The 12,584-nt window shown below is 70.2% G+C and carries 11 protein-coding genes; 6 read left to right on the forward strand and 5 right to left on the reverse strand.

The features are described 5' to 3' along the window. Positions 1-7: 7 nt before the first annotated feature. Positions 8-772, forward strand: coding sequence for a Sir2 family NAD-dependent protein deacetylase (locus BO221_RS22595; protein WP_073562559.1), 765 nt, complete (start codon positions 8-10; stop codon positions 770-772). Between the two features lie 4 nt (positions 773-776). Here BO221_RS22595 and BO221_RS22600 read toward each other — a convergent pair whose 3' ends face one another. Together BO221_RS22600 and mtgA are read right to left on the reverse strand one after the other, a co-directional pair. Further along, complete coding sequence (locus tag BO221_RS22600; protein WP_073562560.1) at positions 777-1,427, reverse strand: archaemetzincin; 651 nt, start codon at positions 1,425-1,427, stop codon at positions 777-779. Between the two features lie 169 nt (positions 1,428-1,596). Continuing rightward, complete coding sequence (gene mtgA, locus BO221_RS22605; protein WP_233166210.1) at positions 1,597-2,496, reverse strand: monofunctional biosynthetic peptidoglycan transglycosylase; 900 nt, start codon at positions 2,494-2,496, stop codon at positions 1,597-1,599. 138 nt (positions 2,497-2,634) lie between these two features. Between mtgA and BO221_RS55485 the strand changes: the two genes are divergently transcribed. Next, complete coding sequence (locus BO221_RS55485; protein ID WP_073562561.1) at positions 2,635-3,165, forward strand: hypothetical protein; 531 nt, start codon at positions 2,635-2,637, stop codon at positions 3,163-3,165. 63 nt (positions 3,166-3,228) lie between these two features. Here the strand turns inward: BO221_RS55485 and BO221_RS22615 are convergent, their stop codons facing one another. Then, on the reverse strand, positions 3,229-5,199 hold the full coding sequence (locus tag BO221_RS22615) for a lysyl oxidase family protein (protein WP_083681273.1): 1,971 nt from the start codon (positions 5,197-5,199) through the stop codon (positions 3,229-3,231). Between the two features lie 131 nt (positions 5,200-5,330). Between BO221_RS22615 and BO221_RS22620 the strand changes: the two genes are divergently transcribed. Beyond that, on the forward strand, positions 5,331-6,902 hold the full coding sequence (locus BO221_RS22620) for a GspE/PulE family protein (protein WP_073562827.1): 1,572 nt from the start codon (positions 5,331-5,333) through the stop codon (positions 6,900-6,902). A 3-nt stretch (positions 6,903-6,905) separates the two neighbouring features. Here BO221_RS22620 and BO221_RS22625 read toward each other — a convergent pair whose 3' ends face one another. After that, positions 6,906-7,169: a hypothetical protein gene (locus BO221_RS22625; protein WP_143195616.1), complete on the reverse strand. Its 264-nt coding sequence runs from the start codon at positions 7,167-7,169 to the stop codon at positions 6,906-6,908. Positions 7,170-7,277: 108 nt separating this feature from the next. Between BO221_RS22625 and BO221_RS22630 the strand changes: the two genes are divergently transcribed. From BO221_RS22630 to msrA, 3 genes are all read left to right on the forward strand, one after another. Further along, positions 7,278-9,188 (forward strand): hypothetical protein, encoded by a 1,911-nt coding sequence (locus BO221_RS22630; RefSeq protein WP_073562563.1) that lies wholly within the window; start codon positions 7,278-7,280, stop codon positions 9,186-9,188. Positions 9,189-9,328: 140 nt separating this feature from the next. After that, positions 9,329-10,537: a hypothetical protein gene (locus BO221_RS22635; RefSeq protein WP_083681274.1), complete on the forward strand. Its 1,209-nt coding sequence runs from the start codon at positions 9,329-9,331 to the stop codon at positions 10,535-10,537. A gap of 145 nt (positions 10,538-10,682) precedes the next feature. After that, entirely contained in the window at positions 10,683-11,309 is a 627-nt protein-coding gene (msrA, locus tag BO221_RS22640) for a peptide-methionine (S)-S-oxide reductase MsrA (protein ID WP_233166212.1), read from the forward strand. Between the two features lie 22 nt (positions 11,310-11,331). Here msrA and BO221_RS22645 read toward each other — a convergent pair whose 3' ends face one another. Next, entirely contained in the window at positions 11,332-12,561 is a 1,230-nt protein-coding gene (locus BO221_RS22645) for an ABC transporter permease (protein WP_073562829.1), read from the reverse strand. Positions 12,562-12,584: the final 23 nt, after the last annotated feature.

Genomic DNA, 12,584 nt, shown 5'->3' on the forward strand with positions numbered 1-12,584 from the left:
TTCCGCCATGACGGACTCCCTCACGAGCGACGCCGAGGTGGTGGCGCTGCGCACGCGGCTTCAGGCGGCCTCGTGGCGCCACGTCGTGGTGCTCACCGGGGCGGGTATCTCCGTGGCCTCGGGGCTCCCCACCTACCGCGGCCCCGGCGGCCTGTGGACCCGGCCAGACCTGGAGGAGGTTCCCGATGCCGGCCTGCTCGCCCGTGATGTCTCGCGCGTCTGGTCCCTCTTCGGTCCCTTGCGTGAGCAGGTTCGCACCGCGGCGCCCAACGCCGCCCATCTCGCGCTGGCCCGGTGGGAAGGGCGGTGCGGAGGCTCCTTCACCCTCCTGACCCAGAACGTGGATGGGCTGCACTCGCGGGCAGGGAGCCGCGAGGTCGTCGAGCTCCATGGTTCGCTGCGGCGCACCCGCTGCACCAATGCGCGCTGCACGCTCGCCCCATTCGAGGACTCCGCCGCGCACATGCGAGCGCCCGTGTGTCCCACGTGCGGCGAGCCCCTCCGGCCCGACATCACCCTGTTCGACGAGCCACTCCCCGTGGATGCCGAGTGGAAGGCCAAACACGCATTGCGTGAGTGCGACCTCTTCCTGGCCGTCGGGACGTCCGGGACGGTGTCCCCCGCTTCCAATTTCGTCCGGGGGGCGAAGTACGCGGGGGCCCGGACCCTGCTGGTCAACCTCACGCCCATGCGGCCCCGCCACCCCGACTTCGACGTGGAGCTCCTGGGGCACGCCGAGCACATCCTGCCGCTGCTGCTCGGCGAGGGGTGAGCCTCTACTTCACCAGCGCGCGCTCCTCGGCGGGCAACGTCCCGAGGCACTTCGCGCAGTAACGCCCCGAGCTCGCGTCCGCGGACGAGATGGCCTTGCCCTTCGCATCCGCCATCACGCAGCCCTTCTCCTCGCAATGGGTGAACCCCAGCGTGTGCCCGAACTCGTGCACCGCCAGATCTCCCAGCCGGCGCAGCAGCGCCTCCTGCGTCTTGCTGTGCTTCTTGTAGATGTGCGCAGACACCACGCAGTTCGGCCCACCGACGATCCCCAGCCCCGCGATGCCCCAGTCGACGATGTCCCCCTTCGTGGCCGAGATCTCCACCTCCGTCACCGCCACCACCTTCCACGCCCCCTCCGGTGGTGGGTTGGCGTCCAGCCACTCCAGGATGCGATCCGCTCGCCACCGGCGTCGCGGGGCGTACCAGGCCTCTTGAGGGAGTTCTCGTGCCGGATCGATGCGGATCCGCACCTTCATGCGCGACTGGAGCTCCTGCTGGACCTTGTCCAGGAACTCCTGCCGCACCTTGCCCAACGGCACGATCGCGACCACCCGCTCCGGGGAAGGCTCCGCCACCGCGGGCGCCAGGAAGGACCCCACCAGCACCATCGTGATGAACAGGAGCCCCAGGCCCACGACGCGGCGAGTGCGCATGATTCACAGTGTAGCCGCTTGGGGCACGGGTTTCCGTTCACGCGGAGGTGAACCTGGGAACCTCGATACCCTCACCCCGTCCCTCTCCCGAGGGGAGAGGGGTGGTTGGGCGGGGTGTGATTGGGCGGGGTGTGATTGGGCGGGGTGTGATTGGGCGGGGTGATTGGACTCAGCCTGCCACTTCGTCCTCGGACCCTTCCGGCTGCTTCCCATCAAGGATCCGATCGATCTCCGTGTGCGCCACCCTCGCCTGCTCCGCGTTGAGCCGCTTCACCACTTCCATCTGCTCGATGACCCAGTGCGCCCGCTTCTTCAGCGCCCTCGAGCCCGACGACGGCGACCTCTTGCGCGGCGCCGGCAGCATCGACGCCAGGATCGCCCCCTGCGCCGGCGTCAACTCCGAGGCCGAGACCCCGAAGTGCTCCCGCGCCCCCGCTTCGATTCCGTACACCCCGTTCCCCCACTCCACCACGTTCATGTACAGCGTGAGGATCCGGTTCTTCGGCAGCGACTCCTCCAGCCGGTGCGCGAGGATCAACTCCTTGCCCTTGCGCAGCAGGCTCCGGTCCGTCGACAGCCAGAGGTTCTTCGCCAACTGCTGGGTGATCGTCGACGCGCCCCGCCCCAGCTTCCCCTTGCGCACCGCGTCCTCCAGCGCGTTCTCCAACTCCTTCGTGTCCACGCCCTCGTGCAGGTAGAAGCTCGCGTCCTCCGACAACAGCACCGCGTCGATCGCGTGCCGTGACACGCTCGACAGCCCGACCCAGTGCTGGCGGCGCCTCGGCTTCTGGCCCGCCTCCCGCGCCTCCTCCACGCGCTGCTCCATCAGCGCCGTCAGCTTCGGGTTCTGCTTCAGCAACGGCTCCGCCGACGGCAGGCTCGCGTACTCGTAGGACGCGAACACCACCAGCACCAGGAACACCGCCATCAGCACCCGGCTCAGCCATCCGCCACTCGCGGGCGCCTTCGCCACCTGGCGCGACTTGCCCGTGGTCGCCTGCTTCACCTTCCCCGTGGTGCCCGTGCTCTGCTTCAGCTTCATCGTCCGGCTGGCCATGTCCTCGCCCATCTACCTCGAAGGGACTCCCGAGGAAAATTCACCGCCCCACGGACAGCCCCCTCCCACCTGCTCACGGAGGGCCCGCCCGCCCGCCTCCCCCAAACTGCACTCTCCGTGCCGATTTCTGTCTCTTAAAGGAGAGTTCTCATGCCCCTACGTCTCATTCCCCGCTGGGTACTGGCCGCGGGTATCGCCCTTCTCGGCTCGGGCTGCCTTCCCACGGCCGAGGCCGCCGGCCAGACAGCGGCCCTGACGGAAGCACAGGACGGTGGGTTCTGCGGTGGCATCGCGGGCATCCCCTGCGCCCAGGGTCTCACCTGCGTCGACGATCCCAACGATGATTGCGACCCCAACCAGGGCGGCCGCGACTGCGGTGGCATCTGCCAGGCCACCGGAGAGGAGAAGAAGAGCTGCACCGGCAACGAGCCCGGTTACAGCTACGTCTCCAAGGATCCCGCCAGGTGCGCCGCCCTCCGCTTCACCTGCCCCGAGGGCCAGTCCCCCTTCTTCAACGACTGCGGCTGCGGCTGCATGGCCAACGCGTGTAACTACGACGATCCGGCCCGCACCTACGTCTCGCAGGATCCCGAGCAGTGCGCGGTCATCCGCTTCACCTGCCCCGAGGGCCAGTCCGCCTTCTCCGATGACTGCGGCTGCGGCTGTACGGCCTCTCCGTAGCAGGTAGGGCCCGCCAGGTCCCGGGTGCTCCGGGGGGTGCATGCCCCGGAGCACGGGCCGCTTCTACGGAACGATCTCCACGGTGGTGCCGGAGATCCTCACCCTCACGTCGACGGAGTTGGGATGCACGTCCTCCTCGTCGACGATGTCGCTCTTGTCCACGCCGACGCGCAGCGCGTACGTGCCATCCGGCACATCCGTGATGTCCAGCCACTGGCACGGGTAGTCCCCGGCGTACACGTCGGCCCAGCCCGGCGAGATGCCCTGCGCGCCCTCGGGATCGAGGAACGGGGGCGGCGCGTCTCCGCAGTAGGGCACCAGGTCCACCAGGAAGAAGCCCTGCTTGCGGCCCACGGTCACCACCGCGTTGCCCGAGTCCACCAGCTCATAGCTGGCGAACCCGACGAGGTGATCATGCTGGTGGCACGAATCGAATTCATAGAGGTCCGGCCGCGTCTCGGGGGGCGGAATGCGCACGGAGCCCGAGCCCAGGTTCGGAATGGACACGCTGAAGCGCAGCAGCCGGCGGTTTCCGGGTGCACCCACGCAGCGCTCCACCACCTCGCAGGCCGTCTCCGGGAAGTCGCGCCGCTCGATGTACACCGAGCGGGAGATGACATCCGCGTCCACCGTCATGTCCGGCTTGCCCCCGCTGCTCGACAGCCCGCACGCGGCGGGCGTCCGCAGGAAGGGCGCGGGCTCCAGGGACGGCACCTTGCCTCCTCCATACGCCACCACCCGTCCCGGCCGCAGCGGCATCGTCGGCGTCAACTGGTCCACCGGCGGGGCAAGGCCCGCGAGGAAGTCGGGATGGCCATCCCCGTTGAGATCTCCCGCGCCAATGACCGCGAAGCCCACGTGCCCCTGGAACTCCGGGCCCACGGAGTTGCTCCTCGGCCAGGCCCAGTCCGGACGCACCTCGGCGGAGAGCGCCTGCTTGGGGAAGAACGCATACAGACGGCCGATCCCGCTCAACAGGAACTCGGTCTCCCGGTTGTCCTGGTTCAGGTCCCCTACCTGGGGGAGGCCCGCCGCCAGGCTGAAGCCGGGGTACGCCGGGTCCGCGAGGATGCTCCAGATCGGCGCCGGGGAGACTCCGCCTCCCGGCTGGAAGAGATGCACCGCCACCCGGCCCAGGGCGCTCAGCACGGCCTCGCGGTGGCCATCCCCATTCTGGTCCGGGAAGAACCCGATCAAGGACTCGGGGGCCGTCCAGGTGGGTGAGGCCCGCAGCCCTCCCTCGCAGACCCCGGGTTCCTCCACCCTACAGCCAGGGTAGAGCTGGGAGCCCGCCGCCGTCACGAGCAGCAACTCGCCCGTCCCGTCTCCGTTGAGATCTCCGGCGCGGAGGGCCCGTGTCGCCCGTTCCGTGAACGTCCTCACCAGGGTGAACGGAGCGTCCACCGCGTTCATGGCGCGATAGATGCTGGTCCGCCGTGTCGAGGCCTGGTTGACGACGAGGTCATCGAGTCCATCCCCGTTCAGATCACCGAGGAAGGCCGCGTAGTGGACGCCGATGAACGGCACGCGGAACAGGGGCTCCTGGAGCACCGCCCCGAGGTCCGCCTTGCCCGCGAACACGAGCGTCCCCGCGGACTGGGAGCGGACGAGGATGTCGGCGAAGCCGTCCCCGTTCACGTTTCCGATGGACACCACGCTGCCGCGCCCGCTGACGGTCGGGGTGGGGTTCTGCCAGTCCAGCTCGGCGATGATGGGCTCGGAGAACGACGAGCCATTGCCGGCGTAGAGGACGAGCGAGCCCTTGCCCGTCATCGACGAGCACGGAGGCGCCGCGACCACCAGGTCCTTCTTCCCGTCCCCGTTCACGTCCCCGAGCGCGATGGAGCTGCCGAAGCACGACTGCCGGAGCGACGCGGGCGCCTCCAGCACCCAGAGTGGCGTATCGGACAGGAAGGGACCCTGCTCCTCGGGTGGATTCGGGTCCGGATCCGGATTCGGCTTCGGCGGAGGCGTGGGACAGCCCCCCAGCACCACCGCCAGCGCGGTGGAGACCACCAGTCGACGCATCTTCATGTGCGAAACCCCCTCGGAGTGACAGAGCCCCCCGGCCCGAGCCCGAAAACGGACGATAACGGACCCGCCCCATCCCCGTCATCGTGCGCCTGGAGTCCTGGGCCCGCGCCGGGCGTGCTATGCCCACCGGCATGGCCCAAGGGTCAGACACCTTCTCCGAACTTTCGCAGTACACCCTCGACCGCCACTCCATGAGGCTGCTGCCGGAGCCGTTCTGCCGCCGCCACTCCGTGGTGGTGCTGGGGAAGATCGACGCGCAGGCGCCCGATGCGCCCGTCACCATCGGCATGGCGGATCCGGACAACCAGTCCCTGCGCTTCCGGATCTCCGACTTCCTGCAGCGGGCCATCCAGCCGGTGAAGCTCAACCGCTACGAGATCGAAACGGCCCTTCAAACGGGCTTCGGGGCCGGGCCCCAGACGAAGGCGGATCTCGTCATCCGCAAGCGACTGCCCTCGCGGCAGCCGCCCACGCCCGTCGAGCTGGTGGATGACATCCTCGCGGGTGCCTTCGAGCGCAAGGCCTCGGACATCCACATCGAGAGCTACCGCGACGACGTGGACCTGCGCTACCGCATCGACGGCATCCTGCATCAGGCCTTCACGGACATGGATCCGGAGTCCGTGCAGGAGGTGGTCAGCCGCATCAAGATCCTCTCCGGGATGGACATCACCGAGCGCCGCCGGCCCCAGGATGGCCGCATCCGCGCCGTGCTCGTCCAGGGCGAGGAGCACAAGGTCGTCGACTACCGGGTGAGCGTGGTGCCGAGCCCGGGCGGCGAGGACGTGGTCATCCGCGTGCTGGATTCGAGCGCGGGGCTCGTCCCCGTGAGCAAGCTGGGCATGAACCCGGACACGGAGCGGGTGTTCCTCAACCTGCTCTCCAACCCCGAGGGCCTCATCCTCGTCACCGGTCCCACCGGCAGCGGGAAGACGACCACCCTCTACGGGGCGCTCGCGCAGCTCAACGATGGGCGCAAGAAGATCATCACCGCCGAGGACCCCATCGAGTACTACGTCCCCAAGGTGAACCAGAAGGAGGTCACCTCACAGATGTCGCACGCGCTGCTGCTGCGCGCGCTGCTGCGGCAGGATCCCAACGTGATGCTCGTGGGGGAGATCCGCGACCTGGAGACGGGCAGCATGGCGCTCAACGCCGCGGCCACCGGGCACGTGGTGCTCGGCACGCTCCACACCGCCGATGCCGTGGGCGCCGTGGGCCGGCTCCGCGGCCTGGAGCTGGATGACACCGACATCGCGGACTCGCTGCTGGCGGTGCTGGCCCAGCGGCTCGTGCGCCGCAACTGCCCGAAGTGCGTGGCGCCCGCCGAGCCCACGAAGAAGCAGAAGGAGCTGCTCGGTCCGCTGCTGGACGGCATCCAGCCCCAGACGGGCGTCGGGTGCGAGGAGTGCCGTCACACCGGCTACCGCGGGCGCACCGGCATCTACGAGCTGCTCGTGGTGGGCCCGGGGCTGCAAGACTTGATCGCCCAGGGGGCCCACAGCGCGCAGCTCCGCCGCCACGCGCGGGCGCACGGCTTCCGTACCCTCGTGGAGGACGCGATGGAGAAGATCGCCTCCGGGCAGACCACGCTCGCGGAGCTGGTGCGAGTCATCCCCTACCGGCAGCTCATGACCGCCCGCGAGGATCGCCAGCAGGGCCAGAAGGATGCTCCCTCTCCCTCTGGGAGAGGGTCGGGGTGAGGGTCAGAGGAGGATGAGCGCCGCCAGTCCCAGGCCGAGGAGCACGAGGATCACCGCCAGGGTCCGTGCCGGGAGGGCCTCCACCCGCGCCGGCAGCGTCATGGGGCGGCGAGGCTCGGGCGGTACGTAGGGCTCCTTGGTGACGCTCAGCCGCAACAGGACCGACGGAGACAGGCTCTGGCAGAGGTCCTCGGGTGGGAAGGGCTCCCCATTGATGATGAGCCGGGGCCGCTCGGAGGCGGCCGGCTCGGGAGTCTCGGGGGGCATGGAGGGGGGCATCTGTACCCACTCTAGGCCATCTCCCGCATCGCGGACGCACCTGGACGGGGTCTCCCTCCGATAATCCCCTGTCTCGATTTCCGAGAGGATTTCTCCATGAGTTTCCTGAGCCGGCTCACCCGTCGGCCCCAGCAGCTCCTCGGCGCCCCCGCGCGCGTCGCCGCGGCCGTGGTCAGCAGGCCCGCCGCCCGGCTCGCCAACACGGCCCGGAGCACCTTCACCCCCGCCCGGTCCATCGCGCAGCGGACCCTGGGCCGCACCGCCAGTGCCGCCACGCGGCAGCTCGCTCGCGCCCACAGTGGACCCCCCGCCGCGCGCGCCCAGCCCCAGCCCCGGAGCCTGTTGGGCAATGCCCTCGGCCAGGTCTCCGCCGCGGCGCGTCAGAGCGTTAGGAACGTGGGACGTGCCGTGGGTGGCGCGGCCCATGCGGTCCAGCAGGCCCCGGCCCAGATTCAGCGGGCGGCCCAGCACGGCGTGCAGCAGGTGCAGCGGACGGCCGGACAGGTGGCCGAGCGCATCAACGCCAATCCCGTCACCCAGTCGCTGCGCCGCACCGCCGGCTTCGCCCAGCGGACCCTCGGCCACGCACAGAACATCCAGACGTTCGGCCAGGGCGTGGGCGAGCTCGCCGGCAAGGCGCGCACCGCCGTGAGTGACGTGCGCGACGCCGTCCGGACCCGCAGCCTCTCGGCCGCCGGTCAGGCGCTCCGCTCCGTCACCGACACCGCCCGGTCCGCCGGAGAGGTCGTCACCCAGGCCCGCGAGGCCCGCGAGAGCCTGCGCAACATCCGCAACGACTTCGCCAGCACCTTCCCGCGGACCGCCGGACGCCTGAGCCAGACGTACCAGCGCGCCGCCTCGGTGGCGTCCCGCGTGGCGGAGCGCACCGGGTTGGACCGCGTGGCCTCCAGCGCCCAGCGGCTGGCCTCGAGCGTGGCCAACAACCCCACCGCCCAGGCCTTCCGGCGCACCGCGGGATTTACCCAGCGCACCCTGGGCAGCGCCCACTCACTGGTGGAGTTCGGCAGCCAGGTGCGCAACCTGGGCGGCCAGACGCGCACCGCCTTCAACGACGTCCGCAACGCCTTCCGTGACCCCAGCCTCGCCAACGCGGGCACGGCGCTGCGCTCCACGTTCGACGCAGTGCGGGGCGCCCGGGACACCGTCACCGCCGGACGGGAGGCGCGGGATGCACTGCGCTCCATCCGCGACGACTTCTCGCGCACCTTCCCTCGGGCCGCCGAGCGCCTGGGCCAGACGTACCAGCGCGCCGCCAACGCGGCGGGCAACGTGGCCGAGCGCCTCGGTGCCTCCCGCGTGCGCAACACCGCGCAGAACTTGATCTCCCGCGCCACGCAGTCGCGCGTGGGCCAGGCGCTGGGCAACCTGCGTGAAAACACCCGCGGGCTCGGCGGGGCCGGCAGCACCCTCTTCAACCTCGGCCAGAACGTCCGCAACGCCATCACCCAGGCGCCCACCGCCCTGCGCGACATCCGCCAGGCATTCCGGACGGGCAGCGCCGAGGACGTGGGCCGGGCGCTCACCTCCACCCGGGAGACGCTCAGCTCCGTCCGGGACATCGCCGAGTCGGTGCCCCAGGCGCGCGACGCCGTGCGCACCCTGGGCCGGGTGGCGCAGAACGTGGCCCCCCGGGTGTCCGCCCGCGTCGCCCAGGCCGCGAGCCGGGCAGCCTCCAGCGTCGCCGGCTCGGTGGTGGGCCGGGTGGCTTCCCGCGCCGCGGCCTCGACCGTCGCCCGAGCCGGTGCCGCGGCGGCGGGCCGGGCCGCGGGCCGCTTCGTGCCCGGTGTCAACGTGGCCATCGCCGCGGCGGACACCGCCGCCTTCGTCAACACCCTGCGCGATCCGAACGCCAGCGTCGGCTCCCGCGTGACGGCCGGCGTCACCGCCCTGGGCTCCATCGCCGCCGCCACCAACATCCCCGTCGTCAGCCAGGTGGGCGCCGCCGTCTCCACGGTGTCCAGCTTCATCGGCGGCCTCTTCAACTGAGGCCCGAGGGGGTGGGTGCCCTCAAAACAGGATTTCTGCTTTAATCCCGAAGGAACCGAGCGGACGGTGACCCCAGGTGTCGCCGCCCGCTTCTTCGTTCTCACAGGATGGGCCCGCCCCGGGGGCCCGAGGGAGTCACGGTGTCTTCTCGTAACGACAGCAATGGAGCCCACCGCGGCAGCACCGGTTCCATCGAGGGTGATCACATCCTCCGGAAGCTGGAGGGCAACACTCAGCGCCCGGCGGCCAAGGCATCCCCCTCCCCTGGCGGCCCGGTGGCCCAGACGGCGCGCGCGTCCGCAGCCGCCACGAGCGCGGCGCCCCAGCGCCAGGAGCTCAAGCTGCCCGCGGTGAAGGCGCCCTCGCTGGAGAACCTCCAGGTCACCGTTCCGCAGGACTCGGACATCACCCAGGAAGAGCTGCTCATGCGCTTCCACGAGCTGGTGCGCGCGCACTCGGCCACGCGGGAGAGGGCGCCGGGCGAGCCGGTGCGGATGGGTGACACCGTGGTGCTGGACACGCTGGGCTATGCCGAGGGCCGGCTCATCCCCTTCAGCGCGCGGAGCGGCCTGGAGCTGGAGATGGCGCCGTCGGATCTGCTGCCCGGCCTGCCGGAGGGGCTGGTGGGCACGCCGGTGGGTGGAGGCCAGGAGGTGCAGGTGACGCTGCCGGACACGTACCCGGTGGAGCACCTGCGCGGGGTGCAGGCCACCTTCCTGGTGGATGTGGTGGCGGCGCGGGAGGTGACGGTCCCGGACGCCGAGAGCGAGGCTTTCGTGCGCAAGCTCGGCCGCGGCATGACGCTCGAGGCGGTGATGGAGTCGCTGGCGGACGAGATCGCCAACGAGCGGGCCGACGACATGTGGCTGGAGGCGCAGGAGCGGGTACTGGACGAGCTGGTGCTGCGCACCGAGGTGCCGCTCACGGTGGAGATGGTGGACGAGGAGATCCGCCAGGCCTGGAGCGCCACCGAGGCGCGCATGCTGTCGCAGAAGGACTTCGCGCCGGACGAGCTGCAGGAGTCGCTGGACGGGTGGCTGGACGATCCCACCACGCGGCTGGAGGCCGAGCGGCGCCTGCGCATCGCCTTCGCCCTGAGGGCGATCATCGAGCGGGACAAGCTGCAGCTCACGCCGGACAAGATGGACGAGGTGCTGGAGCAGGCGGTGGTGCCCTTCGGGCTGTCGCTGGAGGAGGCACGCCGGGCGCTGGCCAACCCCGCCACGGCCGAGGGAGTCCGCAACGCGGCCCTGCAGGTGGTGGCGGTGCGCCACGTCATGTCCAAGGCCCAGGTGCGCTTCGAGGGAGTACCCGGCGTGTTCACCGGCACCGGCAAGCAGCTCCGCTAGGAGCCGGGGCGAGGGAGGGAGCGCCGCCCGGCACGATCCCGGGTGTGCGCCAGTGGGCGCCGGGCCCGTCACATTCCCGGCGAGCATCCGGACGCCGCGTTAATCTCGGGACATGTGGCGGATCCTGAACCCCAGCAAACTGAAGATGCCTTCCGCGGAGGAGGCCCTGCCGGGCCGTTCCACGCGGATGGCGGTTCCCAAGAAGCACCACGTCAACGGCGCGCCGCTCGAGGCGCCCTTCCCGGAAGGTCTGGAGCAGGCCATTTTCGCCCTGGGCTGCTTCTGGGGGGCCGAGCGCAAGTTCTGGCAGACGCCCGGCGTGTACTCGACCTCGGTGGGGTACGCGGGAGGCTTCACGCCCAACCCCACCTATGAGGAGGTGTGCTCCGGCCGCACGGGTCACACCGAGGTGGTGTTGGTGGTGTACGACCCGAAGAAGGTGTCCTTCGAGACGCTGCTGAAGGTCTTCTGGGAGAGCCACGATCCGACGCAGGGCATGCGCCAGGGCAACGACGTGGGGACGCAGTACCGCTCGGCCATCTACTGGACGACGGACGAGCAGCGGAAGGCCGTGCTGGCTTCGCGCGAGGCCTACCAGAAGGTGCTCACGGCGGCGGGCCACGACATCATCACCACGGAGCTGCGCCCGGCGCCCGAGTACTACTACGCCGAGGACTACCACCAGCAGTACCTGGCGAAGAACCCGAACGGGTACTGCGGGCTCGGGGGCACGGGAGTGAGCTGCCCCGTGGGCGTGGCCGCCGCGCCGTAGCGGGCGGCCCGGGCCATGCGCCCTACTCCGAGCGCATGGCCTCCACCGGATCCAGCCTCGCGGCGCGGGCCGCGGGGTAGATGCCGAACACCAGGCCCACGCCCGAGCTCATCACCAGCGAGAGCGCCACCGCCCAGCCGGGCACCACGGTGTTGAAGCCCAGCACCCACCGCGACAGGAAGGCCAGCCCGAAGCCGAGCCCCACGCCGATCGCTCCACCCAGCAGTGACATCATCACCGCCTCGGTGGCGAACTGCGCGAGGATGCGGAACTTGCGCGCTCCCAGCGCCTTGCGGATGCCGATCTCCTTCGTCCGCTCCGTCACCGACACCAGCATGATGTTGAGGATGCCGATGCCGCCCACGATGAGCGACAGCAGGCACACCCCGAAGCTGGCGATGGTGATCACCTGCGAGAGGCTGTTGAAGGTCTGCGTCATCGACTCGTTGGTGTGCACCTCGAAGTCGTTGGGCGCCAACGGGGCCACGTCGCGCCGGCGCCGCATGAGGTTCGTCACCTCTTCCTTCGCCTTGTCGAGCAGCTCCGGCTCACGCGCCTGCACCGCGACCTCCACGGAGTCCACCTCTCCGTAGACCATCTCATAGGAGCGCATGGGCACGATGAGGATGTTGTCCATGCTCACCATGCCCAGGAAGCTGCCCCGCCGCTGCAGCACCCCCACCACGGTGAAGGGACGGCCCTTGATGCGCAGCTGCTGCCCGAGCGGCTCCATGCCCGGAAACAGCGTGTCCGCCACGTCCAGGCCCACCACCGCGACCTGACGGCCGTCCACCGCCTCCACCGGGCTGAAGAAGCGCCCCGCGGCCACGGTGATGCCACTGGTGTTGATGTACTCGGACGTGGCGCCCGTGACCTGCACTCCCGGCCGCGTCTCGATCGTCGAGCTGGAGATCTTCTGGCCACCCGACGTGTCCGAGGCGGACACCACGCCCACCGAGGGACAGAACTCCTGGATGGCCCGCATGTCCTCCAGCGTCAGGTTCTTGCGCTTGGCGTACATCCGCCAGTTCACCCGGCCGAAGCCCGAGGGCCACTTGCTCACCTCGAAGGTGTTGGCGCCCAGTTGCGACAGGTCGTTGTTCACCTTCAGGCGCAGGCCCTCGATGAGCGCCATCATGACGATCACCGTCGTCACGCCGATCACGATGCCCAGCAGCGTGAGCAGCGTGCGCAGCGGGTTGCCCAGAAAGGTGCCCATGGCCAGCCGCAGGTTGTCGGCCATGGCCAGCAGGTTGGCCTGGAAGCGTCGGAACA

This window comes from Archangium sp. Cb G35 (assembly GCF_001896145.1).
Taxonomy (GTDB): domain Bacteria; phylum Myxococcota; class Myxococcia; order Myxococcales; family Myxococcaceae; genus Archangium; species Archangium violaceum.

Bases quoted from the DNA above. Each gene is read 5' to 3' on its own strand.
- BO221_RS22595 (WP_073562559.1), top strand. From the start codon at position 8: ATGACGGACTCCCTCACGAGCGACGCCGAGGTGGTGGCGCTGCGCACG.
- BO221_RS22600 (WP_073562560.1), bottom strand. From the start codon at position 1,427: ATGCGCACTCGCCGCGTCGTGGGCCTGGGGCTCCTGTTCATCACGATG.
- mtgA (WP_233166210.1), bottom strand. From the start codon at position 2,496: ATGGGCGAGGACATGGCCAGCCGGACGATGAAGCTGAAGCAGAGCACG.
- BO221_RS55485 (WP_073562561.1), top strand. From the start codon at position 2,635: ATGCCCCTACGTCTCATTCCCCGCTGGGTACTGGCCGCGGGTATCGCC.
- BO221_RS22615 (WP_083681273.1), bottom strand. From the start codon at position 5,199: ATGAAGATGCGTCGACTGGTGGTCTCCACCGCGCTGGCGGTGGTGCTG.
- BO221_RS22620 (WP_073562827.1), top strand. From the start codon at position 5,331: ATGGCCCAAGGGTCAGACACCTTCTCCGAACTTTCGCAGTACACCCTC.
- BO221_RS22625 (WP_143195616.1), bottom strand. From the start codon at position 7,169: ATGCCCCCCGAGACTCCCGAGCCGGCCGCCTCCGAGCGGCCCCGGCTC.
- BO221_RS22630 (WP_073562563.1), top strand. From the start codon at position 7,278: ATGAGTTTCCTGAGCCGGCTCACCCGTCGGCCCCAGCAGCTCCTCGGC.
- msrA (WP_233166212.1), top strand. From the start codon at position 10,683: ATGCCTTCCGCGGAGGAGGCCCTGCCGGGCCGTTCCACGCGGATGGCG.